Source organism: Marinobacter qingdaonensis (assembly GCF_034555935.1).
Classification (GTDB): Bacteria; Pseudomonadota; Gammaproteobacteria; order Pseudomonadales; family Oleiphilaceae; genus Marinobacter; species Marinobacter qingdaonensis.
In genome coordinates this window covers 1,536,200-1,562,011 of record NZ_JAYDCJ010000003.1, presented here as the reverse complement: position 1 = coordinate 1,562,011, position 25,812 = coordinate 1,536,200, and the positions used below count along the sequence as shown (strand labels likewise).

Below are 25,812 nucleotides of genomic sequence, written 5' to 3'. Positions count from 1 at the left end.
TGTCCTTCCATTATCGTCCATTCCCGCCAAAAGGGATGGCTGAATGCACGCCCCCATCGACCATCAGCCAGCGGCGATCGCTCCCCAGAGGCTGACGGCAAACCAGAGCATGAGCGGGATCCGGACCAGTTCCAGCCAACGGAACCGGGTGCGATTCTCCAGCAGGTCACCGGCGACCACCAGCCCGGCGACCACCAGGAGGGTTCCGGTGGCGACCTGCCAGGCCGGTAGTTGCGGCGACAGGAAGATGAACACCGTACAGATTGCAAACGTCAGCATCATGGAGCAGCCAACGTAGATCTTCTTGCCGCGGGTGGTCTCGGGGTCGTACTTGGGCCGATCGGCACAGCCGGTGCGTTGCATGCCGGGATCGCCGGCGTCCAGCGCCAGGCAATCGGCCGGCCGCCATCCGGTGGGCCGAAACCAGAGCGACAACTTGTCCTGCCAACGCGCCGTCGTCACGGTGTCCCGGGCCAGCATCGCCCAGTGCTGCAGGTTGGCCCGCACCGGGTTGAGGGTATCGAGCGGGCGGGTTGTCCCGTAGTGGCAGGGCTGTTCCGGCAGCTCCGGCTGCCAGGTGCCGAACAGGCGGTCCCAGATCACCAGGGTGCCGCCGTAGTTACGGTCGATGTAGATCGGGTTTTTGGCGTGATGCACCCGGTGGCTTGAGGGGGTGGACATCACCCCTTCAATCAGCGGGATCCGGTTAATGGCTTGGGTGTGCAGCCAGAACTGGTACATCTTGAGCACGACGAACTGCACCACGAACACCACCGGCGGGCAGCCCAACACCGCCAGCGGCAAATAGAACACCCAGGAAAACGCGTACTGGAACGCACTCTGGCGCAGGGCGGTGGTGAAGTTGTACTCCTCGCCCTGGTGATGGCCCACGTGGGCACCCCACAGGATGTTCACTTGGTGGGCAACCCGGTGAAACCAGTAGTAGCAGAAATCCACCCCGAGAAAGAACACCAGCCAGGTGACCGGGCTCTCCACCGGGAAGTCCAGCAGCCGGTGGTGCTGCCACAGCCAGATAAACACGGCAAAGGTGTAGGCTTTCAGCAGAGCGTCGGAGATGAGCAGGAGCAGCCCCATGGACAGGCTGTTCACGCTGTCGTTGAAGCGATGCAGGCGCCGGCCCTGGAGTCGCAGCACGCCATACTCCACCAGCATCAGGATAAGAAACAAGGGAATGGCCAGGCCGTTGATGTTGTAGTCACTCATGATTGACCACCCGGGAAACGGACTTGGCCCACCAAGTGTTGATCACACTCGCTGAGCCTTAAGGAAATGGAAAGCGAACCAGACATGGCGAAGCCGGAAGGGGTCCCTTCCGGCTTCGCATTGGTCATCACATGGGCTGAACCAAATTGCCTGCCAGCACCGGCACCTGCACCGAGCCGACAATGTTCACGAAAGGCACCAGCGCATCCCGTGACCAGCTGGCCGGGAACTGCGGATGGAAACCGTACACCAGCAGGGCGAGTTCATCGCCCGGCGCCAGGGCTTCTGCCACCCCGACCAGCTCAACGACGGCCTGATCCTGCAGCCCGCGCACCGGTTTGATCTGATCATCGATCAGTTGCCAGCGGCTCTCGCCAGCCGCACGTTTGCCGAGACCGACAAACACGATCGGATCGCAGCCGGGCGCGTAGGGATCCAGTTCGACCGCGCAGGCCACATTGCCCGCCAGGTCTGACACGGTCAACTTGGCCGTGGGGATACCCCCGAGGGTGAGCCCGCTGTCACCGGCCTGGCCCAGCAGCAGTGCCGCCGGCGGCTGGGTAGCGGTGGCCACGGCTTCGTAACCGGAGGCGACCGGCGTGTCGGTTTCGACCGCAACGTCGACCACGTTGTCGCCCTGGAGCACCCCACCATTCAGTGCCGGCGCCGGGAAGCTGTCCATGGGCACCCGCACCGACTCCCCGTCGGCCAGGGACAGGCAGACCTCAGCGTCGGTACCCTCGAAGTAAGCCGCCAGGGGCCGTTCCAGAAGGTGGTGTTCGAGCCAGTTCAGGGTGGCGTCGGAGATGGAAATGTCACCGCAGGCAAACTGGCCGGCCGCGCCCTGGAACCCGGGCAGTTCCAGCAGGTCAGCGGTGGGGTCAACATACTCACCCGGCTGGAGTTCGTCCGGCGCCTCAGCCGGCAGCACGTGACCGGTCTGGTGGGTCAGCAGGCGCACATCGCCGCCCGCGGCCTTCAGGCACTCCAGGTTGCGCCAGGCGTCGTTGAAGTTGAACAAGGTGTCGGTCATGCCCTGGGTCAGCAACACATCCACAGCCTTGAACGGCGTTGGCGGCACATCGTAGGCGGGCGGATCGATCTGATAGCTCACCAGGTCCGGGGTGTCGGACACCGAGACCGGCTCACCCAGGCAGCGATACGCCGGGCTGTGGTAGTAGACGAAGTCCTGCCCCGCCTCCGGGAAGCGATTGAGCGAGGCACCCTGGGCCAGGGTTTCACGCAGGATCGGGTCCAGACCGCCGTTGCCCTGGCCGGTGGATCCCGCTTCGCCACCCGCCACCAGCACCAGATCCCAGCCGGTCTTGATGACGTTGCCCGGGTTCAGGCTGTAGCGCAGGTCAAACCAGGTGATGTCCGGCACCAGGGCGTCCAGGCGCCGACCCGGGTCCAGGCCGTGCAGCAGGATCTGGTAGCCGCCGCCGTAGCTGCCGCCGATGGCACCGGCCACGAGGTTCGGGTTCAGCGCGTCCGGCAAGTCCGGCTCGTTGCGGTAGCGCAGGTAATCCAGGTTGGCTTCGGCCCAGTCCAGGATCTGGATCAGGTCCTCACCTTCAAACTCGGGGTCCATCACCCGGACGGTACCGCCACTCTCGCCGAAACCGCGCTGGTCGATGGAGATCACCGCAAACCCCGCTTCGCGATAGTTCTCGAAGCCCTCGGTGGTGCGCGAGCCACCAAAACCGTGGCCGTGCAGCACCAGCGGGTGGCCCTGGCCGCAGTCGATGGTCCCAAGCGGCTCGAGCACCTGGAACGCGATGGTCTCGCCACTGGCCGAGGTCAGTGTGACCGGGTAGCTGGTGCCACCCACCACCGGTGGTTCGGCGGTGCAGGATACGGGCGGGGGCACTTCACATTGGGGCGGATTGCCATTGCCCGGGTTGTCACAGGCCTGGCCCTGACCGCTCTGCGCCTGCGCCGGTGGTTCTTCATCCGAGGAAGAACCGCCACAGCCGGCCACCACGAGCGCCAGTACGACAGGAAAAAGATGATGGAGCCAGAATCGCCAAGAATGGGGTTTATGCATGGGTTGTTGTCCTTGTTCTTTTTTTAGGGATAACTCGACAAGGAGCAACGCAGAATGCTCAGTTTTTGTTCCATGGGGCCGTGATCAAGGCCCGAAAGGACAAAAAATCAATCAGCCGATCATTCGCCAATTTCTTCCTCGCACCCCCCAAATGGGGGCAGTTTGCCCCACCAGGCCCGTGCTAATTTTTTTGCCGTCCTAACCAGAGGTAGTTCCATCGAAAAGGAGTTGTTATGGAAAGTTTCAAGACCTTGGCTTTGGCGGCATCGATTTCGTCCATTGCCCTTCTCGCCGGTTGCAGTAACGGGTCGTCATCCAGTGGCAGCAGTGGCACCACCACCACGGGCAGCACCCAGACTGAAACTGAGAAGGGCGTCTTTGTCGACAGCCCTGTCGCCGGCATCAACTACGTAACCGCCCCGGGTGGCCAGCAGGGCCAGACCAACGAGTTGGGCGAATACGATTACACCCCAGGCGATGCCGTCACCTTTAGCATTGGTGGCATCGAGCTGCCGGCGGTTGAGGCGACCGGCCGGATCACCCCCGCCGACATGGGCAGCGGAGCCACGGACTGGAGCACCGACTCGACCGTTATCAACATCCTGCGGCTGCTGCAGACCCTGGACGAGGACGGCAACCCGGACAATGGCATCACCATCACTGCGGCCATCCACACCGCGTTGCAGGATATCGCCATCGACCCCACCCTCAGCGAAGCCGACTTTGAAACCCAGGCCAATTCGGCCATTGGCAAGACCCTTATCGACAAAACCGTTGCCATTGAGCACTTCAAGAGCTCGCAAGCCGGAGACCTGACCGGCAGCTGGGTGTACGAGGAAGACAACGGCAACATCAACGTGCTGACCTTCTTCAACGGCGATGAGTACCTGATCGTTCACTCCCAGGACGATGGCGACGAACAGACTGCGGGCAGCGGCGAGTACGGCACGTATACGTGGGACAGCGCCACCGGCGAACTGACACTGGTAGTCGACCCAGGCGGCAACTCCGACGGCAGTGGTGGCCTGGCCGGCAATGACGCCAGTGCAACCTGGACGATGCAACTGATCGACGGCGCCCTGGCGCTGTCCATGGATGATGAAAGGATCGTCTTTGAGGCGGTCCGTAATAATCGCGACAGCCTGGTCGGCAGCTGGTACCTCGGAGAAGGATCCTTCGACGGCAAGGATTTCAATAACGTCCTGACCATTCTGGATGACAGCACCTATGTTGTCGCCCACAGTGCCAACGAGGAAGCCTACGGGGAAAATCCGGTCGTCGGGGTGTCGTCCGAGTGGGGGTCGTACAGCTTCACCGGCAGCAACTTCGCCGTCTCCAACGTGACCGTGGATCTGGACGGACCGGGTGGACTGTTCGACAACCCCACCATCGACAATGGCGACGGCCCGGTGGATGGACCGGCCACATTGCACCCCACCGGTGAACTGACCCTGACCGACAACGCCGATAGCTCTGAGACCTTTACCCTGCAACGGTTAGGCCGCTACGTGGTCGAGCTGATGGACTTTGAGGGCGACACCAAGTCGATGTACGTGGAAGCCGATCTGTTCACCGGCGGCGCCCCGGAGCAGGAGGTCAGCTTCCAGTTTGCAGATCTGACCGAAGAGGGAGAACAAGGTACCTTTGACCTGCAGTTTTCCGACACCCAGAACATCACCGTTGACCTGACCACACAGACCGACGACTCCCGCACCGGCACCATGACCTTCGACGGCAGCGGCGAGGCCAACACCGTGTCGTGGGAGATCAGTACGTCGGGAGCCCTGGCCCTGACCGAGACCGACGGCTCGGAAGGCGATTACGGCCATTGGCGGTTCCAGGACATCGTTCAGGGTGAGGACATCCGGACCCTGGTCTATCTGGACGGTGTGGGTTCGCTGGAACTTCTGTTCATCACGGACCTGGATTTACCGCAGGCTCCGCAATAACGGCGTTCGTCACGCGATGAAAAGCCCGCCCCGTGCGGGCTTTTCTTTGGCGCCGCTGGCTGCGCCGAACACTTACGCCAACACCCGCACCAGCGCCCCCACCAGCTCCGCCTGCCGGCGGTACCCGTTCTTGGCCAGCAGGCTTTTTACGTAATCGCGCACGGTGTGTACGGACAAGCGCTCTACCTCGGCTATCTCGCCAATGCTCAGTCCCTGCATCAGGTGCCCGGCGGTGCGGGCTTCGGCGTTGGTGCAGTTGAACAGGTCGCCCAACTTGGCCAGGTCCGGCGAAGACGCGGCGCCGAAGGTAATGAGTTCGGCCAGCGCCCCGAATTTTCCGGACGGCAGGCCGGTGGCGCTGGAGGTCATCGACAGCGGCGTGATACACACCGCCATGCGCTCTTTACCGACCCGGTCGAACAATGTGATGGTGTCCTGGACCCCGTCCCGGGCGTTGAAGACGGCGGTCAGGATGGCGTCATTGAGCTTGCGGTTGAAGCCGGGGTTACGGCTTTGCAGCCGGGACTCGCTGTCATCGGTCACATACAGCCCTGGGTGAGAGGCCAGAGTGGCGTCAGCGGCAGCATTGCAATGGACCACCCGCGCAAGCTCGTTGAACACAACCATCGGCTTGCTGATGCGATCCAGGGCCATGGACAGGGTTTCGTTCTCAGTGCGCGACTGGTAGATCTTGTGGAACAGGCCCACCGCCGTCTCGATGTGTGGTGCCAGCAGGTTCATCTGCATCAGTTCCGCGGTCGTGTAGTTGCCTTCGTCCCGGTGCCGGTTGGCAAGAAACACCACCCTTGAGGATTCCCCGCGACTGACCAGCATGCCGGCGCTGTCGCCCAGGCCTGCCCGGGCCACCCATTCCCGGGTTTCGGGCCCCATCAAATCGAGAATATCCACGCTGGGGTCACACCCGGTTAACGCATCGAACTGGCGTGGCGGCAACGCGCTGAAATGCTTGATCGCCTCATCGGTGCGGGCCATGTCGCTGTTGAGGAACCACTGCTCGAACCCCTCCGGATAGCCGAAGGTCCAGGCGTACACCATGCGGGTGGGGTGATCGGCAATACCCAGAATACCGCCCTGAAGACAGCGGAAGCGACGCTGGAACTCGTCGAAGAAGGGCTGAAAGCCCTGGTTGGTGTTCAGGCATCGGTACAGCGTGGCAACCAGCTCGTTATAGCCGGCAAACTCCGCCATTCCCACGCTTGCCTCGTCAGTTACCACCTGTGGTGCGGTGGTCTGAAGCCCGCCACCAGTTGGCATTGGGGCGTCGTTGGTGTCCTTACTCACTGCTCTGGGTCTCCCGTACAAACCACCTGTTGAATACGGTTCTGCGTGGCCCCACACGCCGTTCTGCAATCATATCCAGAAACCACCGACGCCGGGCACAGAGGGGGAATGGGCCATTATTACCAGAAAAACGAGTAAAACGTGTACACGATATACCTACAATAATCGAACATTGGCCCGATCGCGCATTCACTCGCCGTCGCCAGAGTCGGCTCAGAGCTGCTATGTTGACTAGAGCAGTGCCGGTGATCCCGAACGCGGGTTCACCCGTTCCTATGCGGATGCCGAGCCATGATGAACACCACCCCGGCCACCATCGGTTTCCTCTACCCCGGCCACGCCGCCGAGGATGACTATCCGCGCATGGGCGCCCTGGTGAACCCGCCCGCCCAGGTGCACCTGATCCACACCCACTTCCAGAAAGACGCCCACACCGTCGAAGCATTGAGTGAGATGGGCAGTGTTGCGCGGTTGGAAGAGGGAGCCCACGCCCTCGCCGGCGCCCCCATCGAATCGGTCCTGTGGACATCGACCAGCGCCAGCTTCGTACTCGGCCTGGACGGCATCCGCCAGCAGATCGACACCCTCGAAAAGCTGCTATGCGTGCCCGCCTCCACCACCGCCATGGCGTTTGCCCGGGCCGTCACCGCCATTGATGCCCGACGTGTGGCCATTGCCGCCACCTACCCGGAGGACGTCGCTCGACTGTTCCGGGACTTCCTCGGCCATTTCGACATCGAAGTGGTGCACCTGGCCAGCCGGGGAATCGTGACCGCCGCCGAGGTCGGCAGGCTCGACAAGACCGCGGTGATCGAGCTGGCTGTCGCCAACAACCACGCGCACGCCGACACCCTGCTGATCCCCGACACCGCGCTGCATTCCGCGGCCTGGCTCCCGGAGCTGGAGCAGGCCATCGGCAAACCGGTCCTGACCGCCAACCAGGTCAGCGTCTGGGAGGCCCTGCGGCTGTGTGGAAAACTGAGAAAACAGACGGGGCTGGGCACGCTGTTCGAGACGCAGCCCTAGGCCGGGCGGCCGAATCGGTAGAGGCACAATGGCTGGGCCGCACCAGCACCGACCGCCGGCCTTGAGTCCGCACCATCCCGATGCATCCCAGAGCATTCGATGCCCCCGAACCGCCCGCGATTGTGCATTGTGCCCAAGGACACCCGGCCATTCGGCGACCAATTGCCGAATCCGCACCCCGTGGCACGAAGGTTGCCATCTCCTCACCTGTCTAATCACGATAGGGAGACTTCGTCATGACCGCTCACCCCAATGCTCACCCCGACTCTCACCCCATACCCCAAGAACAGGACTACCCGCTGAGCCCCGTGCCCATGGACCAACGCAAGAGCGTCTGGTCCATGGGGCTGATCCTGCTTGGTTTCACCTTCTTCACCGCCACCATGTGGGCCGGCGGCAGTGTCGGCGTGTCCTTCGACTTTACCACCATGTTGCTAGTGCTGGCCGTCGGTAACCTGCTGCTCGGCCTCTACGCCGCGGCGCTCGGCTACATCGCCGCCAAGACCGGCCTGAACACCGCGTTGATGAGCCGGTTCACCTTCGGGGAACTGGGCAGCAAACTGTCTGATGTCATTCTCGGGTTCACCCAGATTGGCTGGTACGCCTGGGGCACCGCGACCATGGCCATACTCCTGGTCAAGCTCACGGGCCTGCCGGAAAGCCTGACCACACCGCTGATGGTGCTGTTCGGGTTTGGTTTCTGCGTCACCGCCTTCATCGGCTATCGCGGTCTGGAATGGCTGTCGCGGATTGCCGTGCCGGCCATGATCATCCTGGTGGCGGTCAGCATGAGCATCGCCACCGACGCCGCCGGCGGACTGTCCGGATTGCTGGCCATCACCCCGACCGATGACATGACCGTGGCCGCCGCCATCACCCTGGTCTTTGGCACCTTTGTCAGCGGCGGGACCCAGGCCACCAACTGGACCCGCTTCGCCAAATCGGGCCGGACCGCGGTGATCGCCACCCTGCTGGCGTTCTTCCTGGGCAATGGCCTGATGACCCTCATTGGCGCCTTTGGCGCTCTGGTCTACCAGCAGGCGGACATTGTCGACATCATGGTGGCCCAGGGCCTGGCGACACTCGGTATCCTGATGCTGTTCCTGAACCTCTGGACCACCCAGGACAACACCGTTTACAACTTCGCTGTGGCCGGCTGTAACCTGCTTCGTACCCGTCGACGCAAAATGGTGACCGTTGCCGGCGCCGCCATCGGCACCCTGCTGGCGGTGATGGGCATGTACGAATGGCTGATCCCCTTCCTGGTGCTGCTGGGCACCTTCATCCCGCCCATCGGCGGCGTCATCATGGCCAGCTACTTCGTCGGCTACCGGCAGCGGTATCCGGATGTCACCACCGCCACGCTGCCGGCGTTCAACGCCCCGGGATTGGCCGCCTACGTCATTGGCTCCGCGGTCGCCTACACTTCCCCGTGGATCGCCCCGATTGTTGGCGTGCTGGTCGCCGCCACCGCCTACAGCGCGATCCTGGTGGTTAGCCAGGCCGTGCGCGAGCGTCGGGCCCAGGTTCTCGGAGCGCTGTAAGTGTCGTTACTGTGCCAGGATATTCCCAAGCTCCCGGGCCTCGAGTCGATTCGGCTTCGGGGCGGGAGCGCCGCCGTGGCCAACCCGGTGCGCTGGCCCTACGTCGCCGAGAACCGCTCGTTCCGGGACTGGGTCCGGGGCGGCGAATTGGTGTTCGTGACCGGAATCAGTCGCCATCGGAGCCCGCAGAATCTCGCGGAGTGCCTGTATGAAGGCCAGGACTGCCGGATTGCCGGGCTGGTGGTATTAACCGGGGACGCCTACATCGGCCAGCTGCCCAATGCCCTGTCGCGGCTGGCCGACGAACTGTCGCTGCCGCTGTTTGAACAGCCCTATTCACTGCCCATGGTGCAGGTCACCGAAACCATCGGCCGGGCCATCGTCTGGTCCGAGCGCAGAGGTGGACAGGCCAGCGAGCTTGCGACCGCGTCAACTGTCCCGGAGCTGCTGGAGGCCTGGATTGCCTGTCGCGGCAACCACCGCGCCATGGCAGAACGGCTGGGCTGCCACCGGAACACCGTCCACAACCGAATGAACCAGCTGGTCGAGGCGCTGCCCGATCACCAGGATCGCAACGAAGCATTCAAATCACTGCTGCTGGCGCACCTGATGGCGCCATCGCAGTCAGCCAGGAGAGAACATGACTGAACAGCTTACTGCCGTAGTAAACGCCCGCTTACCGGATCGGGATGGCCTTTACCGGCTCGACATCAGCCAAGGCCGGTTTGGCGAGATCACCCAGCAGGCGGCAACGGTGACCCCGGAATCCGGTCAACTGGACGCCGGCGCAAACCTGGTCAGCCCCGCCCTGGTCGAACCCCATATCCATCTAGATGCCGCCCTGACCGCTGGCGAGCCGCGCTGGAATCAGAGCGGCACCCTGTTCGAGGGCATTGAGTGCTGGGCCGAGCGCAAGGCCATGCTCAACCGGGAAGACGTCACGCACCGGGCGACCGAGACCCTGAAGCTGTTCGCCGCCCACGGCATTCAATACGTTCGTACCCACGTGGACGTCACCGATCCGGAGCTGACTGCACTCAAGGCCATGCTGGAGGTACGTGCCCAGACCGCCGGGTTTATCGACCTGCAGATCGTGGCGTTTCCCCAGGAAGGCATCTGGTCCTTCCCTAACGGCCGCGAGCTGATGGAGGAAGCCATCCGCCTCGGTGCCGATGTGGTCGGCGGCATTCCCCACTTCGAATTTACCCGGGATTACGGGGCCGAGTCGGTGCGCTGGCTGATGGAGCTGGCGCACAAGCACGACCGACTGGTGGACGTTCACTGCGACGAAATCGATGACCCGGAATCGCGCTTTCTGGAGGTCCTGGCGGCAGAAGCCCTGCGCCTGGACTACGGCACCCGGGTGGCCGCCAGCCACACATGCGCCATGGGTTCCTACAACGACGCCTACTGCAGCCGGCTGTTTCGACTGTTGAAGAAAGCCAACCTCCGGTTCCTGTCCATGCCCACCGAGAGCCTGCACCTGCAGGGCCGGTTCGACAGCTACCCCAAGCGCCGCGGCATCACCCGGGTGCCGGAGCTGCTGGACGCCGGCCTGAAGGTCGCCTTCGGCCAAGACTCCATCCGCGACCCCTGGTACCCCATGGGCAACGGCAACCTGCTGCGCACCCTCGACGTCGGCCTGCACGCCTGCCACATGCTCGGCATGAGCCGCATCAACACAGCCCTGGAACTGATCACCGACAACGGCGCCGCGGCACTGAACCTGGAGGAATACGGCATCGCCCCCGGCCTGCCGGCACGCTGCGCTGTGCTGCAAGGGCAAACCCCGTACGGGGTGCTGCTGGGGCAACGGCCGGTGCTGGCCTCGGTGCGGGATGGTCAGGTGCTGGTGCAACGGACGGCGGTGGAACCCACGGCGGATCTACGGCTGGCATAAAGCGCCGCACGGCCGGCGGCGCTGGTGGGTCACAGAACCAACGACAGGCCGCCGGTCACGATGGCAAACAGGATCGACAGCCAGATCAGCATCGCCCAGGGAAAGGGTGGCGGCGGTGGCTCCACCGCCAGTTGCTCTTCCAGGTAGTTCCTGAGCAATCGGGTGTTGCGGGTGTTGGCCTTGTAGATGGCGTCGAAGGCATCGCCAAACACCGGCAGCAGACCACCGACAAAGTCGATGCCCATGTTGCGCAGCATCTTCAGCTTCACCTCCCTGCTCGCCCCGGCCCGCTGCGCCTCCAGCAGCACATAACCGGACAGCACCAGACCGGCCGCGTCGCCCACCACGGGCAACAACCCGATGATGGCCTCGGCACCAATCTGGAAGCGGGTGAAGGGAATGCCGATGCTGCTGTCGGTAAATCGGCTGAACTTGTCCAGGCGCTTGAGAATGGCTCGCTGCCTGGCCTCCAGACTTTGGCTGGCAGACAGGCTGGCCTCAGGGTCAGTCGCGCGGTTGGTCATAGGTGTAGGGCTCCCCTGCCTCGTCCTGAAGTTGATAATCGTAAGCCGCCTGCAAACCGGTGCCTTCGTCTGCCGCCTGATCGGAGTCCACGTCGATGTAGCGCGGGTACAGGGGTGACAGCAGCGCGACCAGGATGCCAATCACGCAGAAAATGGCGAAAGCGTCGTTGTAGCCGACATTATTCACCAACATGCCGACCACCGGCGAGCCTACCGCCTGGCCCAGCGACACCGCCAGAAACGGCAGGACCGGCCCCATGGACAACCGCCCCGGTAACAGCCGTATACCAGTCATCAGATAGAGCCCGGTCAGGCTCATGTACGCCAGACCAAAGACCATGGCCGAGAAGGCCGACAGGATCAACCGATCCGGACTGGCCGCCAGCAGCGCCAGGCTTGCCGACAGCATCATCAGCATCAGGGCCTGGGTGATGGGCGGGTTATTGCGATCCGCCAGATCCGCCACTACCGCGCCGCCCAGACCGGCAACACCGACCGCAAGCCACAACCAGCCGGTTGCACTGGAGGGCATATCGCCCAGGTTAACCACAAGGTCCGGCGCAAAAATCCAGTAGGCGGCCGACACAAACCCCATAGCAAAGGCAAACAGCGAAAGCCGGAACAGCCGCCACCACTGCAGGCTGGAGATGGGGGCCGGCGGCGCCGCATCGGAAGGCGTCACGCGGGACACCGAAGGAATCACCAACCACGCGGCAACCAGGCCAAGCACCGCCAGCGCCGCAAAGGCCAGGTAGGCATAGCGCCAGACGCCCGCCAAGAACAGCACCGCGGGTACCGCCACGGCAACGCCAATGCTGGTGCCCGCATTCATCACCGAACTGACCCGGCCATGCAGCGAGCGATCGACCAATACCTGCATGGCTGCCGTCAGGGCCGGCATCATCAGCCCGGTACAGATACCGCAGGCAATCACCCCCGCACTCAAGGACCAGGCCCCACTGGCCTGGCTGATCAGGGTCAGGCCCAACGCGCCGAAAGCGCTGGACAACACCGCCGTATTCCGGGCCCCGATGCGGACTGCGGCCAGAGGCGCGACCAGGGTCGCCATCACGAAACTGATCAACGGCAGCGCGCCAATCACACCAATCACATCCGGCGACAACGCCAGATCGGATCGAATCGGCGGCACGAACAGGCCGAAGGCGAAACGTGCCAGGCCATAGCTGATGGCCACCAGCGCCGCGCCGAACAGCGCAAATGTGGTGCTCGAGATGGACTTCATCACGCTCCCCGTTGCCTCTGATTGCCCATTCTGAAGCGATTGGTGGCTGCGCCCCGGATGTTCAGCCTAGCACGGTGTCCCCCGCTGCGCCGAACCAGCGTTAATGTCTGGGACGCCGGACAGGCTGTCCGGAGTTCCGGCCACCCCTGCCGAATTTCTGGGTGCCAACGACTGAAAATCAACCACTTGCAGACTGGCACGATATTTCCTTGGTCCACGGCGCCAGACAATAAATCCAATAAAGGAGCACGGAATGAGAAATCCCATAGTACTGGCGGCCCTGGTCGCCGCGCTGATTCTTCCTGCGATGCCAACACTGGCGGGCCAGACCCACTCCTACAGCCTGCCCCAGCAGGCCTATAACCAGTCCCGCACCCGCAATTACAAGGTCTACGTACCGGACAATGTGACCAGCCCCGCGCCCATGGTGATGGCGCTTCACGGCTGCAAACAGACCAACGACGACGTCCTGAACGACTGGGGACTGACCGCCGCCGCGGACACCTACGGATTCATCCTGGTGGCGCCATTCATCACCAGCTACGACGGCATGCGAAACGAGAACTGCTGGGGCTTCTGGTTCGATCACCACCGGCACGAGGGCGCGGGCGAGGCCGAGGACCTGCACCAGATCGCTCTGGCGGTAGAAGCCAACTACAGCATCGACCCCAATCGGCGTTTTATTACCGGCCTGTCCTCCGGCGGCGCCATGACCGTTGTGGCCGCCACCACCCACAACGAATACTGGGCCGCCGCGGCAACGGCCGCGGGCCTGCCCTACGGCGAAGACGCCTCGTCGGTGTCACTGTCCGGCCAGTGTCCCGGCAGCGCCAGTTTCCACAGCGTGTCCCAGGTGGTGTCCGACATGCAGGGCGAGCTGGACGACAGCTACCCCATCCCGATGATGGTGCTGCATAATGAAAACGACTGCACCGTGCTGAAACAAGCCGCCGACAACATCCGGGATGCCCACTTGAAGGTGTTCGGGACCCCGGCCTTCGACACCCCGGCTGAGGCCGAGGCCTCCTCGGCCGCCTGCGCGCCCTACTACCAGAACAACCACGGCTGCCAGCACAAGCGCTACACCGAAGACGCCACCCTGGGTACCCGATCCCTGGTGGAAACCATCTACCTGGATGGCCCGCTGACCACGCCCAACACCCAGGACACCAACCACGGCCATTACTGGGTGGGCGGCGCCGAGGGCAACAATGGCAAGTGGTCGGTCCGGGTTGGGCCCAGCTACCCGGACATCATCTGGGATTTCTTTAATCGCCACAGCCGCGATGGCGCCCAGCCCGAGGGGTTCCCGGTCATCACCCTGATCGGTGACAACCCGATGGAGGTGGCCGTCAACACCACCTTCACCGACCCGGGCGCCACCGCCGAGGATGCCGAAGACGGCTCGGTCACGGTAACGCCAGACTGCAGCAGCGTCGACACCGCCACCGTCGGCACCTACACCTGCACCTACTCGGCCACCGACAGCGACACTAACACCAGCATCCGGGACCGGGACGTGGTGGTTTACGACCCCAATGCCCCCACGGAAACCTGCGAACAGGCCACCGCGTCCCCCAACGCCCACATCTCGGCGGGCCGGGCCTACGCCGGCGGTGCCTACAACTACCGCACCTACGCCACCGGCGATGACGTCGACATTGGCGCCTCCTACGACACCTGGAACAGCGTCACCCTGTACGAGGGCGACCCCGGACTCTGGTACGCCACCGAACCGGCCGCCTGCTCCGGCACCGGCGGCGGGGGCGGCGGCGAAACGCCGGCCTGCCAGGACTGGAACGACACCAACCTCAATCACGACAACGCCGGCCGGGCCTACTACGCGGGCGGCTATTACTCGACCGGGGGTGACGATTTCCTGGGCTCGGTATCCGGGGTGTATACCTGGGTGAAGGAAACCAGCGAGGGTTTCTACGAAGCCGGCCAGTGCAACTGAGGTAGCAGCCAACCGGCACCGCGCTCGGGCCAGTCTGGCAGAGCTTAGACCGAGTGCGGTGCCTGTTTCAGCCCGGGTTTGGGCGCCTTGGGGTACACCTTGTGCAACTGGGTATCCTGCTCCGCCAGCATGGACGCCATGGTGATGATGGTGCGCGCCATACCCCGCACCAGGTTGAGCAGCATCAGGCCGAACACCTCTGGCTCGCTCTGATTCAGATCCAGAAAATGAACACTGCTGATTTCAAGCAGAATCGAGTCTTCTTCGGCCCTCGCCGTAGCCGGACGATCGGACAGCGAAATCATGGGTACGAAGCCCATGTCATCGCCCGGCTCGTGGCAGCGGGCCAGGGTCCAGCCACCGTCTTTTCTGGGCATCCAGGAGTTCATCTTGCCGCTGAGCACAATGTAGAAGGCCTCGCTGCGCTCGCCCACCTCGTACAGGCGCTCGCCGGCCTCCAGGCTGATCACGCGCCCCTTCTCGAACATGCGCAACACCGCCTCATCCGGTATCGCGCCAAAGGTTGAGAGTTCCCGAAAGTAGTCGGAACCCTGTTCCTGCCAGTAGTCGTGGGCATCGGTTTCGCGCATGACAGTGCCACCTGACTGAGTTGCTCCTCATTAAGTATAGCGGGCATTTACACCCTGCCCTGCGCCCAGAGCGAAGTGTGGTAATCTGACCATTCCCGGCTGCTCCCGAGCCGGACCGTCACGTGGTGTATGAGACAAGGGATTTGCTCGACGAGACCGCAACCCGTTACTCAGCCAGGACATTGCCATGATGTACTTCGCCCATGAGATGAACCGCGCCGCGCTCACGCCCCTGCGCCTGTTGACCAGCGCCCAGAGCAAGCTGCTGCTGCACTCCCTGAGCCCGTTTTCCCGCTTGCCCGGCGCCCGCAGCCTGGCCTCGGCGTACGAAGTGTTTGGCGACCTCAGCCGTCGCTACCCGAAACCGGCGTTCAACCTGCACGCCACCGTGTGCGATGGCGAGGCGGTGGACGTGCAGGAGGTCATCCTCAAGCGCAAACCCTTTGCCCAGCTCAAGCAGTTCCGGCGCAGCGTCACCCGGCCGGATGACCCGAGGCTGTTGATCGTCGCGCCCCTGTCCGGGCATTTTGCGTCCCTGCTGCGGGGCACGGTCGAGGCCATGCTGCCCGACCACGACGTGTACATCACCGACTGGCGCGACGCCTGCCAGGTGCCGCTGTCGGCCGGCGACTTCGGCCTGGACGACTACATCGATTACGTGATCGATTTCCTCAACTACCTGGGGCCGGACACCCATGTGCTGGCGGTCTGCCAGCCGGTGGTGCCGGTGCTGGCGGCCACCGCCCTGATGGCCGAGGACCGGCATCCGGCCACGCCCCGGTCCCTGGCCCTGATGAGCGGTCCCATCGACGCCCGCATTGATCCCACCGAGCCCTGCACGCTGGCCACCGAGCACGATCTGGCCTGGTTCAAGCGCAACCTGGTGCACCCGGTGCCCGCGCCTTACCCGGGCGCCATGCGCAAGGTCTACCCGGGCTTTCTGCAACTGACCGGCTTCGTGAACATGAACCTGGACCGGCATGTGGACGCCTATCGGGAGCTGTTCAAATCCATTCGCGACCAGGACACCGACAAGGTCAACCGCCACCGGGAATTCTACGACGAGTACCTGGCGGTAATGGACCTGCCCGCCACCTATTACCTGGACACCATCGAGCGAATTTTCCAGGAGTTCCACCTGGCCCGGGGCTGCTTCCGACACCGGGGCCGGCTGGTCTCGCCATCGGCCATCCGCGACACCGCCCTGATGACCATCGAGGGTGGCAAGGACGACATTTCCAGCCCCGGCCAGACCCGGGCCGCCCACGACCTGTGCATCAACGTGCCGGAACATCGACGGGTGCATCATCTGCAACCGGACGTGGGCCACTACGGGGTGTTCAACGGCAGCCGCTGGCGCCAGGCCATTGCCCCGCGCCTGAAAACCTTCATCCGCTCGGCCTGAGCCCCGGCCAGGCCGATTTCTTGTGGCCACCCTGAGCCTCTGCTAGCTTGAATTAAGACCGCCTGACCGTTCAAAAACCGATCAGAACAACAAGCAGGGGCAACCCAGGGAGGGTCTCATGCAGGACCTACAAGGAAAGGTCGCCATTGTTACCGGTGCGTCTCGTGGCATCGGTCGGCACATCGCACTCCAGTTGGCGCAACGGGGCGCCGACGTCGCCATCAACTTCCGCACCCGCCAGTCCGAAGCCGACCAGGTCATCAAGGAGATCGAGGCCCACGGCGTCCGTGCGCTGGCCATACAGGCCGACCTGGCCCAGATGCCGGCGGCCCGCAACCTGGTGCGCCAGGTATACGACCAGTGGGGACGCATCGACATCCTGGTGAACAACGCCGGCATCACCCGGGACAAGTCGATGAAGAAACTCACCGACGACGACTGGAACGATGTCCTCAACACCAACCTCGGCAGTGTCTACGCGACCTGCTCCGAGGTGCTGAAAATCATGATGGACCAGCAGTACGGCCGCATCATCAACATCACCTCGTTCGTTGGCCAGGCCGGCAACTTCGGCCAGGCCAACTACGCGGCCAGCAAGGGCGGCATCATCGCCTTTACCAAGACCCTGGCCCTGGAAATGGCCAAGCACAACATCACCGTGAACGCCATCGCGCCCGGCTTCACCGAAACCGAGATGCTCGCCCAAGTGCCGGAAGACATCCGCGAACACATCATTGCGCGGGTACCCATGGGCCGCTTCGGCAAACCCGAGGAAATTGCCCGGGCGGTGGTGTTCCTGGCCGCCGAGGGCGACTACATCACCGGCCAGCAGATCAATGTCAACGGCGGTGTGTACATGTAGCCCGCCAGCTGGAGAGTCACCATGGCAGCCAAAGCCAACGACCTTGCCACACCCGAGTTCGAACCCCATGTCGTCCGCGAGTCCCTCAAGCGTGCCGGCGTGCACGGCGCCCACATGCTCAAGCGCGCCGTCCTGCGGCCGCTGCGGGGCGCACCGCCCAACCCGGCCAGTGCGAAGAGCATCGGCAAACCCTTTTTAGCCCTGACCGGACGGCTCGCCACCCAGCCGGACACTGTGCTCTTCGCCCAAATCCGGGCCATTCGCGACACCGCCGAATTCTGGACCGGGCTGCTGTCCAGCACGGTCAGCAACAAACCCATGGCCGTGGTCGAGCCCGAACCCGGCGACGGCCGCTTCCGGGATCCGGCCTGGACCGAGGCCAAGGCCTTCAACGTCATCAAGCAGGCCTACCTGCTGTCCAATCGCTGGATCATGGACACCCTGGACGATGTCCGCGGCCTGGACGACCACACCCGGCTCAAACTGCGCTTCTTCACCAGCCAGATGACCGACGCCATGGCGCCCAGCAACTTTGTACTGAGCAACCCGGAGGTGCTGCGCGAGACCGTCCGCAGCCGCGGCCGCAATCTGGTTCGCGGGCTGGCCAACCTGCTGCGGGACCTGGACGAGGGCGCCGGCCCCCTGCCGTTCCGGATGACCGACCCGGCCGCCTTCTCCGTGGGCGACAACCTGGCCAACACCCCCGGTGACGTGGTGTTCCAGAATGACCTGATGCAGCTGATCCAGTACCGGCCCACCACCGAGACCGTGCACCGCCGGCCGCTGCTGGTGATTCCCCCCTGGATCAACAAGTACTACATCCTCGATCTGGGCGAGAAAAAGTCCTTCATCCGTTACTGGGTCGAACAGGGCCACACGGTGTTCGTGGTGTCCTGGGTCAACCCCGGCGTGGAGCTGGCGCACAAGCGGTTCGAGGATTACATGCTGGAAGGGCCGATCGCCGCCATGGACGCCATTGAACAGGCCACCGGCGAGCGGGAACTGAACGCGGTCGGCTACTGCATCGGTGGCACCCTGCTGGGCTGTACCCTGGCCTGGCTGGCCGCCCGCGGCGACGATCGGGTCCAGAGCGCCACCTTCCTGACCAGCCTGATGGATTTCTCCGACGTCGGCGACCTGGAAGTGTTCATTGACGAGGACGCCATCCGCAAACTGGAAAAGGCCATGAACAAACAGGGCTACCTGGACGGCGCCTCCATGGCCATTGGCTTCAACATGCTGCGGGCCAACAGCCTGATCTGGTCGTTCTATGTGAACAACTACCTGCTCGGACGGGACCCGGCGCCCTTCGATCTGCTGCACTGGAACTGCGACGCCACCCGGATGCCGGCCGCGATGCACTGCTACTACCTGCGCAACATGTACCTGAACAACCGGTTGCGGGAGCCGGGGGGCATCGAGCTGGCGGGCACGCCCATTGACCTGGGTAAGGTTCGGATACCGACCTATTTCGTGTCCGCGCTCGAGGACCACATTGCCCCCTGGACCTCCTGCTATCGCGGTTCCCGATATCTGGGTGGACCGGTGCGCTTCGTGCTCGGCGGCTCCGGGCACATCGCCGGTATCATCAACCCGCCCGAGAAGAAGAAATACGGCTACCGGCTCAATGACGGCGATCACGCCGATCCGGAAGAGTGGCTGCGGGAGGCGCAGACGCACGAAGGGTCCTGGTGGCCGGACTGGGTCACCTGGGCGGAACAGTACGGTGGCGGTCAGGTGGCCGCGCGGATGCCCGGGGAAGGCAAGTTGCCGCTGATTGAACCAGCGCCCGGGGCATACGTGCGCAACCAGCCCGCGCCCCCGACGCCGAGAAAGCGCCCACGCCGGCAGGCGGCCCGCAAACGGGGTGCCCCCCGCAGCAATCCGTCCACACCCAGTCGAATGGCCTGAACGCATCCGTGGGCCTGCGCCCGCTAGCCGGGTGTGACGCGCAATCCCGAAAGCTTGGGTATACTCCCGCCATGGGTTTCATTCATCCCGTGGCAAGGAGTAACCAATGCCCTACCAATTCAGTGACCTGAGAGACAGCTGCGCCGGGGAGTGGCGTGACTACATCGAGCACCGGTTCGTGCAGCAACTGGGCGATGGGTCGCTCGCCCCGGAAGCCTTCCAGCACTATCTCAAGCAGGACTACCTGTTCCTGATCCAGTTTGCCCGCGCCTTCGCCCTGGCCGCCTACAAGAGCCCGACTCTGTCGGACCTGCGCCAGGCCAAGGACGGCTTGCAGGCCATTGTCGATACCGAGCTCGGCCTGCACATCGAGTATTGCCGGGAATGGGGCATTTCCGAAGAGGAACTGGCGAACCTGCCGGAAGCCCGCGCCACCCTGGCCTACACCCGCTATGTGCTGGATACCGGCAACCGGGGCGACCTGCTCGACCTGCACGTGGCCCTGTCGCCCTGCATGGTCGGCTACGGCGAAATTGCCAACTGGCTGAACAGCCGCGAGGCCACGGTACGCGGCGACGCCAACCCCTACGACGCCTGGATTGCCATGTACGAGAGCGAGGAATTCCAGGACGCCATGCAGGCCGAGATCCGCTGGCTGGATGAGCGCCTGGCCGATGTCTCCCCCGGCCGGTTCGAGCAGCTGACCCGCATCTTCCGGGACGCCACCCGGCTGGAGATCGACTTCTGGAACATGGGCCTCACCCTGAGCGACTGACCCATGCCACAGCCAATCCGCATCTACCTGGCTGGCCCGGAAGTCTTCTTCCCGGCCGAACAACACCGGGCCATCGTGGCCGAGAAAAAGCGCCTGCTGCTTGAGCGGGGGTTCGAAGGCGTGGACCCGCTGGACACCGAACTGGCCTTTGCCGACGACGAGGCCAAGCCTGACCGCGGCCACCGCATCTACCGCGCTAACCGGGCCCTGATGGACAGCTGCGACGCCATCATCGCCAACCTGACGCCGTTCCGGGGTGTCAGCGCCGACCCGGGCACGGTGTTTGAGGTGGGCTACATGATAGGTCAGGGCAAGCCGGCCTTCGGCTTTACCCTGGAGCGCCGCACTTGCCGCGAGCGCGCGGGCGCCCGGGACCAGGATGCCCTGGGCCACGCGGTGGAGGATTTCGAGCTGGCCGACAACCTGATGATCGAGGGCGGTCTGTGCGAATCCGGGGGGCGGCTGCTGGTGGCGGAGGAGCACGGCGAGCACCCGTTTTTCTCAGCCCGTTTGTTCCAGCGCTGCGTTCAGGCGTTGGCGGCAGCCAGCCGGGATTAACGCCCGCGGACGGCAGCGCCGGCAATTGGCAGCGGCGCTGATGCCGGGGTGGCGAAGGGCCAATGCCAGCGTTGGGGCGCTGTGTTCCTCTAGTGGAAAATGGAGGTAGCCCCATCATGCTGAAACCAACGCTGTTCCTGACCGCCCTGCTGCTGGCCACCCAGCCCGTTCTCGCCGCCGGGGACTGGCAGCCCTACCCGGAGACACTGACGTCTTTCGACTACTCCGAGGACTCCCTGGGCCATCACTGGCAGGACCTGACCGGCGGCTTTCGCGGCCCCCTGCCCACCACCGACACCCTGAAGGCCGATGCCGAACGCTGGCCTGAGCTGTACGAACTCACCCGCCAGCACCTGCAGGCCCTCCCGGAAACACACCCGGAACTCGCCTTCCTCGCCGAGGGCGAGCCCAGCGACCATTTCGACGCTTACGCCGAACAACTGCGACGGACCTGGAGCCTGCTCTTCAACGGCCAGTTCCAGCAAGCGCGGGAGCTGGGCATGGCCCTGGGTCCGGCCGGTTATTTCCCCGCCCTCTACGCCCAGGCGCTGTACGCAACCCTGGTGGAGACCGATGAGAGCACCCGCCAGCGGCTGCTTGAGGAAGTGATCCATCGGACCCGGGACATCATGCCCAAGGCGCCCGACCACCCGATGATCCGCTTCGGCAACGCCTACGGCAAAGCCCGCATTCTGGAGCAGCTGTCCGCGTCCGAGGCCATCGCCACCGGGTATACCTCGGAGGTGAAGGACACCCTGACCACCCTGCTGGAGGAAAACCCGGACAACATCTACGCCCTGACCCTGTACGCCGGCGTGCACGCAGGCATCATCGAGAAAGCCGGCAGCCTGGTGGCCCGACTGACCTACGGCGCTAAGGAGTCGGAGATGGAAACCCTGTTCACCGAGGCCATCGACCTGGCGCCCCATTACCCAGCCGTGTATTACGAATACGCCCGGGCCCGACTGAAAGTGGACGGCGAGGATGGCCACGACGAGGCCCTGGCCCTGCTCGAGAAAACCCGCGACATGACCCCGGACAGCGCCGAAGAAGCCCTGATACTGCGAGCCACCCAACGCCTGCGCCAGGGTCTCGCGAACTGACCGACTCGCCTATACTGGGCCTCGATGCCATCGAACCCGGGCTGGGGCTCGGGAGAGCTTTAGCAAGGGTTTCAGAATGGGGTTAAAAAAGGGAGCAAGTTATGAGCCTGTCACCGTTTCATCTCGCCATTCCCGTGTACGACCTGGCGGGCGCGCGGCACTTCTACCGGGAGGTGTTCGGTCTGGAGGAAGGCCGGTCCAGCGAGCATTGGGTGGATTTCAATTTTTACGGCCACCAACTGGTCATCCACGAGCACCCGAAAACCGAGTCCCAGGCCAACGCCCACCGCAACTCCGTGGACGGTCACGACGTGCCGGTGCCGCATTTTGGCGTGGTGCTGGACTGGCCGGAATGGGAGGCGCTGGCCGATCGTCTGCAAGCACGGGGCACCGACTTTGTGATCGAGCCCTACGTGCGCTTCCAGGGCCAGGTGGGCGAACAGGCCACCATGTTCCTGTTCGACCCCTGCGGCAACGCCCTGGAGTTCAAGGCGTTCAAGGATAAAAACCAGCTGTTTGCCAAGGATTGAACGCCATGCCCGAATCAACGCCCCTCCAAACCCTGCTCGACACCCTGCCCCAGACCGGGCGGGTTGAATGGATCGGTGTTCGCCCTGCCCGAGGCGAAGCCATGGCGACGGTCGACCGGGTGACCGTCAGCCCGGGCACCGGCCTGGACGGCGATCGATTCAAGGGCCGGGCGGCCAGCAAACGGCAGGTCACCCTGATTCAACAGGAACACCTGCACGCCATCGCCTCCTGCCTGAACCGGGAGGCCCTTGGTCCCGAGGTGTTCCGCCGCAACATCGTGGTGTCCGGGTTGAACCTGCTGGCGCTGAAGGGCAAAACCTTCCGCATCGGCAGCGTGGTGCTGGAGTACACCGGCCTGTGCCACCCGTGCAGCAAGATGGAAACGGCCCTGGGGCCGGGCGGCTACAACGCCATGCGGGGCCACGGCGGCATCACCACCCGGGTGGTGGAAGGCGGCGAGCTGGCGCTGGGGGATGCGGTCACAGTCTGCACCTAACGGGACCTTGCCGGGCGACCATTCATGAACCGGCCCGCTCGGATCTCAGGTTCTCCAGATAGGGCCCGTAACCATCGTCCCCAAGCCAGAACCGCAGCAGTCCCGTCACACTCCGGCTGGTCCAGGTAGCGCCGGATATTGCATCCACTTCGTAAGGTGCCGCCGGACTGGAAGCGAGCACCGTTCCCCGGGCCACACCAATGCGTACGTTTCCAGCCGGGTCGCGTACCTTTTTGCCCCGCCACAGATCCAGCCAATCCTGGTCACTGACTCGCCCTCCCAGTCCTGGCGTTTCGGATTGCTCATAAAAGCTGAGAGCAACGACCGAGTTACCGTCGGCCGCCAGCCCAAGATAACCGTGCAGCGTGGAGGTAAACCCCCTTCCGTAAACCGGCAAGATGATCATTTTCAACTCATCGTCGGTTCTAACCTGAAAAATCTTGGCGTACTTTTCCCGTCGTTTGATGTTAGCCAGATCCCGATTGGCGGGAATCGCAACGCTCTGCGCCGGATCCTTGGCCGCCTGTCGCTGATCAAACTCTCCGGGATCCAACTCTGGCAGATGCTCTCCCGTTTCCAAATCAACGACCTGCGCGCTTACCTGGTCCGCTTCAATGGCCTCAAACAGCCCCTCCATCCCGGGCTGGCGTTTGACGATCTCGAGCAAATACGCCTGCTGTTCCCGCTCCTGGTTGGCCAAGTACCGGGGTTTCAACAACACCGCTGAGCTGGACACCAGGTAGCCACCGATAACACTGACAATCAGAGCAACCAGCAACGCTTTTGGGGCGCTGTCCTTCGGCAGTGCCCGAAATGCGCCAAACAGGCCCGTTGGCTTGGCCGGTTCGCCCTCGACGTCTGCATTCGCAGGCGGATCAATGGACTTTTTCTGCATAGGCTTGAGCCCATTTCCTGTCCTTGTCGACGTGACAGGACAAGCACGCGTAATCCAAAGTAATGTATGCCTTACCTTCTTCATCCTTACGGACAAACTGGCCGTCATCCGTAAACATCTTCCAGTCAAGATCGGTGCTGATTCGGTGGATATGAGTTCTGAGATCCCCTTTTGGCACGTCCCCGTCAACATAAGACACGGTCTTGGATACTGCGGTTTTCACGGCATGGGGCATATGGCATGCCTGGCACCCAGCGTCTTTTTTGGCGGCCAGTTTAATCTCAACGTTCTGATGGCATCCCTTGCAGGTTTGTTCATCGCCCAGATAACCACCGGCCTGATAGACGGTGCTTTTATGCGGGTCGTGGCAGGTGCCGCAGGCCAGGGTTTTGTGGGGAGAGGCCAGCAGGTCCTCGTATTGCTCATGGTGCCGGATGAGTCCATCTTTCGCGTCGATCTGGCCAGGATCACCCCGAGCGTGGCAGGAACCGCAATTTTCCTCGGTTGTCGGCTTGACCTCGGAGGGGCTGGCAAGGTGCGCGGCGCTGGCGCCATGGCAGGCTTCACAGGTGACGCCCGGTTCTGACCAGGTTCCATGAATGCCCGGCAAGCCGTCCTGGTGTGGCCCCTGTTCGCCCGAGGCCATCCACCCCGTGGTGTGACAGGCGCCGCAATCGTAAGGCTTCCGGGATGCCTCGCCGCCATCGTAGGCGGTCCAGTGAGCCTCGGTGCCAAGACTGGCATTGGGTAAATTGTACTGCCGGTTTTCGCCGGTGAGGATATAACCCTGCTTATCAAGGAAACGCGCTTTCCAGGCAAACCCGCCTATCACGTAGCTGATGGATTTCCAGCCTTCATCCAGCGGCGGATGAGGTACGCCGGGTGAGGTGCCGGAGGGGTACTCAGGAGGCCCGCCCTGCACAGCCTGAATCTTGTAGGGGTGACCCGACTGCTCATACTGCTCGAAAATCTGCTGATGGCAGGCTTTACAGCTTTCGGAACCGGCAAAATTTTGGGCTGAGGCACTGGTCATGCCAAGCACCACGCCAAGACCCACCGATAACGCAAACTCCACGAGACTCCGTCGCATCTCACCCTCCCGTCCGGTGACAGGCTAGCCAGCAGAAGCGCTTTTTAAAGCATAGTACAAAGGCACGCCGGCTAACTTGATCCAGGTCTATGGCGCGGCGTTTAAGACCATCCGTTGCCTAATCCAACAGACACTCCTTGGCTTCATTGATGCGGGCGGCCAGGTAATTGCTGCCACCGTGGTCCGGGTGCACTTTCTGCATCATCCGGCGATGCGCCTGGATGATGTCTTCCCGGCTGGCGCCGGGCTCGAGACCGAGAATATCCAGAGCTTCGCTTTCGGTCAGCGGACCAGAGCCATTGCCCGAGCCATTGGTACCGGCGGATTCGCCCGCGGCGTCGGCCTCGGCATCGGCGCGCCAGGAGTCGCCGAAGCGGTGGTCGAGGTAGGTTTCCAGCAGCCGGGCGGAGTCCTCATCGTGCTGCCGGCAATAGCGCAGCAATTCCAGGAACTCCGGCTCACTCAGCTCCGACAGTTCCCGACCGGCCATGGGGCCCTTGGTGACCTTGCCGCTCATGGCACCGGAGTCGTGATCCAGGGTCATCTCCAGAATGTCGCCGGACACATGGGACTGATTGCCCGGCTTGGCCTTGGCGCCGCCATTGCCAGCGCCAGCCATGCGCCCCATCAACAGCGCCGGCAGCACCCGGCGCAGCAGGGGGTAGAGGAACGCGGCCAGGGCAAAAATGAAATGCAGCCGACCGGTCACCGCCAGCAGCACTACAATCACGATCCCCACCATCAAGGCCAGCCGAATGGCCGCGGGCCCGCGCCGGTTACGCGGCAGGCTGCGCAGCCACAAGGCTGCAAACAGCGCCATCACAAGAAACAGTAGCGTTATCTGCACTCAGTACTCCGGGCTGATTGACCCATGCTATCA

General features: G+C 63.5%; 23 protein-coding genes. 14 read left to right on the top strand and 9 right to left on the bottom strand.

The features are described 5' to 3' along the window. Nucleotides 1–63 precede the first annotated feature (63 nt). Both U5822_RS10320 and U5822_RS10315 read right to left on the bottom strand, forming a co-directional pair. A complete protein-coding gene (locus U5822_RS10320) occupies nucleotides 64–1,224 on the bottom strand; it encodes a sterol desaturase family protein (RefSeq protein WP_322855542.1) in 1,161 nt (386 codons plus the stop codon). Between the two features lie 127 nt (nucleotides 1,225–1,351). After that, on the bottom strand, nucleotides 1,352–3,271 hold the full coding sequence (locus U5822_RS10315; RefSeq protein WP_322855541.1) for a CocE/NonD family hydrolase: 1,920 nt from the start codon (nucleotides 3,269–3,271) through the stop codon (nucleotides 1,352–1,354). Nucleotides 3,272–3,504: 233 nt separating this feature from the next. Between U5822_RS10315 and U5822_RS10310 the strand changes: the two genes are divergently transcribed. Further along, nucleotides 3,505–5,220, top strand: coding sequence for a hypothetical protein (locus U5822_RS10310; RefSeq protein ID WP_322855540.1), 1,716 nt, complete (start codon nucleotides 3,505–3,507; stop codon nucleotides 5,218–5,220). A 72-nt stretch (nucleotides 5,221–5,292) separates the two neighbouring features. Here U5822_RS10310 and U5822_RS10305 read toward each other — a convergent pair whose 3' ends face one another. Next, nucleotides 5,293–6,429: a helix-turn-helix transcriptional regulator gene (locus U5822_RS10305; protein WP_322855539.1), complete on the bottom strand. Its 1,137-nt coding sequence runs from the start codon at nucleotides 6,427–6,429 to the stop codon at nucleotides 5,293–5,295. A gap of 384 nt (nucleotides 6,430–6,813) precedes the next feature. Here U5822_RS10305 and U5822_RS10300 point away from each other — a divergent pair, with 384 nt between their 5' ends. The 4 genes from U5822_RS10300 (at nucleotide 6,814) to codA (ending at nucleotide 10,992) form a co-directional block, all read left to right on the top strand. Beyond that, a complete protein-coding gene (locus U5822_RS10300) occupies nucleotides 6,814–7,548 on the top strand; it encodes a maleate cis-trans isomerase family protein (RefSeq protein ID WP_322855538.1) in 735 nt (244 codons plus the stop codon). Between the two features lie 236 nt (nucleotides 7,549–7,784). After that, nucleotides 7,785–9,092 (top strand): cytosine permease, encoded by a 1,308-nt coding sequence (gene codB, locus U5822_RS10295; protein WP_322855537.1) that lies wholly within the window; start codon nucleotides 7,785–7,787, stop codon nucleotides 9,090–9,092. Then, the gene (locus U5822_RS10290; protein ID WP_322855536.1) at nucleotides 9,093–9,740 is read left to right on the top strand and encodes a PucR family transcriptional regulator; all 648 of its coding nucleotides are present in this window, start codon (nucleotides 9,093–9,095) and stop codon (nucleotides 9,738–9,740) included. Further along, entirely contained in the window at nucleotides 9,733–10,992 is a 1,260-nt protein-coding gene (gene codA / locus U5822_RS10285; RefSeq protein WP_322855535.1) for a cytosine deaminase, read from the top strand. Before U5822_RS10290 ends, codA begins: the two co-directional genes overlap by 8 nt. Before the next feature lie 29 nt (nucleotides 10,993–11,021). Here the strand turns inward: codA and U5822_RS10280 are convergent, their stop codons facing one another. Both U5822_RS10280 and U5822_RS10275 read right to left on the bottom strand, forming a co-directional pair. Further along, nucleotides 11,022–11,516, bottom strand: coding sequence for a DUF4112 domain-containing protein (locus U5822_RS10280; protein ID WP_322855534.1), 495 nt, complete (start codon nucleotides 11,514–11,516; stop codon nucleotides 11,022–11,024). After that, entirely contained in the window at nucleotides 11,497–12,759 is a 1,263-nt protein-coding gene (locus U5822_RS10275; protein WP_322855533.1) for an MFS transporter, read from the bottom strand. The genes U5822_RS10280 and U5822_RS10275 overlap by 20 nt, the downstream gene beginning before the upstream one ends. Nucleotides 12,760–13,012: 253 nt before the next feature. On the opposite strand from U5822_RS10275, the gene U5822_RS10270 reads away from it, so the two are divergent. Continuing rightward, nucleotides 13,013–14,716 carry an extracellular catalytic domain type 1 short-chain-length polyhydroxyalkanoate depolymerase gene (locus U5822_RS10270; RefSeq protein WP_322855532.1) on the top strand — a complete coding sequence of 568 codons (1,704 nt, stop codon included), beginning with the start codon at nucleotides 13,013–13,015 and terminating at the stop codon, nucleotides 14,714–14,716. A gap of 44 nt (nucleotides 14,717–14,760) precedes the next feature. Here the strand turns inward: U5822_RS10270 and U5822_RS10265 are convergent, their stop codons facing one another. Further along, nucleotides 14,761–15,306: a Crp/Fnr family transcriptional regulator gene (locus U5822_RS10265; RefSeq protein ID WP_322855531.1), complete on the bottom strand. Its 546-nt coding sequence runs from the start codon at nucleotides 15,304–15,306 to the stop codon at nucleotides 14,761–14,763. A 187-nt stretch (nucleotides 15,307–15,493) separates the two neighbouring features. On the opposite strand from U5822_RS10265, the gene U5822_RS10260 reads away from it, so the two are divergent. The 8 genes from U5822_RS10260 (at nucleotide 15,494) to U5822_RS10225 (ending at nucleotide 22,947) form a co-directional block, all read left to right on the top strand. Next, complete coding sequence (locus U5822_RS10260; protein WP_322855530.1) at nucleotides 15,494–16,711, top strand: polyhydroxyalkanoate depolymerase; 1,218 nt, start codon at nucleotides 15,494–15,496, stop codon at nucleotides 16,709–16,711. A 118-nt stretch (nucleotides 16,712–16,829) separates the two neighbouring features. Next, nucleotides 16,830–17,573: a 3-oxoacyl-[acyl-carrier-protein] reductase gene (gene fabG, locus U5822_RS10255; protein WP_322855529.1), complete on the top strand. Its 744-nt coding sequence runs from the start codon at nucleotides 16,830–16,832 to the stop codon at nucleotides 17,571–17,573. A 21-nt stretch (nucleotides 17,574–17,594) separates the two neighbouring features. Then, the gene (locus U5822_RS10250; protein WP_322855528.1) at nucleotides 17,595–19,484 is read left to right on the top strand and encodes a PHA/PHB synthase family protein; all 1,890 of its coding nucleotides are present in this window, start codon (nucleotides 17,595–17,597) and stop codon (nucleotides 19,482–19,484) included. 106 nt (nucleotides 19,485–19,590) lie between these two features. Continuing rightward, nucleotides 19,591–20,259 (top strand): thiaminase II, encoded by a 669-nt coding sequence (tenA, locus tag U5822_RS10245; protein ID WP_322855527.1) that lies wholly within the window; start codon nucleotides 19,591–19,593, stop codon nucleotides 20,257–20,259. Between the two features lie 3 nt (nucleotides 20,260–20,262). Next, complete coding sequence (locus tag U5822_RS10240) at nucleotides 20,263–20,817, top strand: nucleoside 2-deoxyribosyltransferase (protein WP_322855526.1); 555 nt, start codon at nucleotides 20,263–20,265, stop codon at nucleotides 20,815–20,817. Nucleotides 20,818–20,933: 116 nt separating this feature from the next. Beyond that, a complete protein-coding gene (locus U5822_RS10235; RefSeq protein ID WP_322855525.1) occupies nucleotides 20,934–21,920 on the top strand; it encodes a tetratricopeptide repeat protein in 987 nt (328 codons plus the stop codon). 101 nt (nucleotides 21,921–22,021) lie between these two features. Further along, on the top strand, nucleotides 22,022–22,450 hold the full coding sequence (locus U5822_RS10230; RefSeq protein WP_322855524.1) for a VOC family protein: 429 nt from the start codon (nucleotides 22,022–22,024) through the stop codon (nucleotides 22,448–22,450). Between the two features lie 5 nt (nucleotides 22,451–22,455). Further along, entirely contained in the window at nucleotides 22,456–22,947 is a 492-nt protein-coding gene (locus U5822_RS10225) for an MOSC domain-containing protein (protein WP_322855523.1), read from the top strand. A 22-nt stretch (nucleotides 22,948–22,969) separates the two neighbouring features. On the opposite strand, the gene U5822_RS10220 is transcribed toward U5822_RS10225, so the two are convergent. From U5822_RS10220 to U5822_RS10210, 3 genes are all read right to left on the bottom strand, one after another. Further along, nucleotides 22,970–23,842 (bottom strand): Na(+)-translocating NADH-quinone reductase subunit C, encoded by an 873-nt coding sequence (locus tag U5822_RS10220; RefSeq protein ID WP_322855522.1) that lies wholly within the window; start codon nucleotides 23,840–23,842, stop codon nucleotides 22,970–22,972. Beyond that, a complete protein-coding gene (locus tag U5822_RS10215) occupies nucleotides 23,823–24,932 on the bottom strand; it encodes a multiheme c-type cytochrome (RefSeq protein WP_322855521.1) in 1,110 nt (369 codons plus the stop codon). Before U5822_RS10215 ends, U5822_RS10220 begins: the two co-directional genes overlap by 20 nt. 118 nt (nucleotides 24,933–25,050) lie before the next feature. Next, nucleotides 25,051–25,779: a DnaJ domain-containing protein gene (locus U5822_RS10210; RefSeq protein ID WP_322855520.1), complete on the bottom strand. Its 729-nt coding sequence runs from the start codon at nucleotides 25,777–25,779 to the stop codon at nucleotides 25,051–25,053. Nucleotides 25,780–25,812 lie beyond the last annotated feature (33 nt).

Bases quoted from the DNA above. Each gene is read 5' to 3' on its own strand.
- U5822_RS10320 (WP_322855542.1), bottom strand. From the start codon at position 1,224: ATGAGTGACTACAACATCAACGGCCTGGCCATTCCCTTGTTTCTTATC.
- U5822_RS10315 (WP_322855541.1), bottom strand. From the start codon at position 3,271: ATGCATAAACCCCATTCTTGGCGATTCTGGCTCCATCATCTTTTTCCT.
- U5822_RS10310 (WP_322855540.1), top strand. From the start codon at position 3,505: ATGGAAAGTTTCAAGACCTTGGCTTTGGCGGCATCGATTTCGTCCATT.
- U5822_RS10305 (WP_322855539.1), bottom strand. From the start codon at position 6,429: ATGGCGGAGTTTGCCGGCTATAACGAGCTGGTTGCCACGCTGTACCGA.
- U5822_RS10300 (WP_322855538.1), top strand. From the start codon at position 6,814: ATGATGAACACCACCCCGGCCACCATCGGTTTCCTCTACCCCGGCCAC.
- codB (WP_322855537.1), top strand. From the start codon at position 7,785: ATGACCGCTCACCCCAATGCTCACCCCGACTCTCACCCCATACCCCAA.
- codA (WP_322855535.1), top strand. From the start codon at position 9,733: ATGACTGAACAGCTTACTGCCGTAGTAAACGCCCGCTTACCGGATCGG.
- U5822_RS10280 (WP_322855534.1), bottom strand. From the start codon at position 11,516: ATGACCAACCGCGCGACTGACCCTGAGGCCAGCCTGTCTGCCAGCCAA.
- U5822_RS10275 (WP_322855533.1), bottom strand. From the start codon at position 12,759: ATGAAGTCCATCTCGAGCACCACATTTGCGCTGTTCGGCGCGGCGCTG.
- U5822_RS10270 (WP_322855532.1), top strand. From the start codon at position 13,013: ATGAGAAATCCCATAGTACTGGCGGCCCTGGTCGCCGCGCTGATTCTT.
- U5822_RS10265 (WP_322855531.1), bottom strand. From the start codon at position 15,306: ATGCGCGAAACCGATGCCCACGACTACTGGCAGGAACAGGGTTCCGAC.
- U5822_RS10260 (WP_322855530.1), top strand. From the start codon at position 15,494: ATGATGTACTTCGCCCATGAGATGAACCGCGCCGCGCTCACGCCCCTG.
- fabG (WP_322855529.1), top strand. From the start codon at position 16,830: ATGCAGGACCTACAAGGAAAGGTCGCCATTGTTACCGGTGCGTCTCGT.
- U5822_RS10250 (WP_322855528.1), top strand. From the start codon at position 17,595: ATGGCAGCCAAAGCCAACGACCTTGCCACACCCGAGTTCGAACCCCAT.
- tenA (WP_322855527.1), top strand. From the start codon at position 19,591: ATGCCCTACCAATTCAGTGACCTGAGAGACAGCTGCGCCGGGGAGTGG.
- U5822_RS10240 (WP_322855526.1), top strand. From the start codon at position 20,263: ATGCCACAGCCAATCCGCATCTACCTGGCTGGCCCGGAAGTCTTCTTC.
- U5822_RS10235 (WP_322855525.1), top strand. From the start codon at position 20,934: ATGCTGAAACCAACGCTGTTCCTGACCGCCCTGCTGCTGGCCACCCAG.
- U5822_RS10230 (WP_322855524.1), top strand. From the start codon at position 22,022: ATGAGCCTGTCACCGTTTCATCTCGCCATTCCCGTGTACGACCTGGCG.
- U5822_RS10225 (WP_322855523.1), top strand. From the start codon at position 22,456: ATGCCCGAATCAACGCCCCTCCAAACCCTGCTCGACACCCTGCCCCAG.
- U5822_RS10220 (WP_322855522.1), bottom strand. From the start codon at position 23,842: ATGCAGAAAAAGTCCATTGATCCGCCTGCGAATGCAGACGTCGAGGGC.
- U5822_RS10215 (WP_322855521.1), bottom strand. From the start codon at position 24,932: ATGCGACGGAGTCTCGTGGAGTTTGCGTTATCGGTGGGTCTTGGCGTG.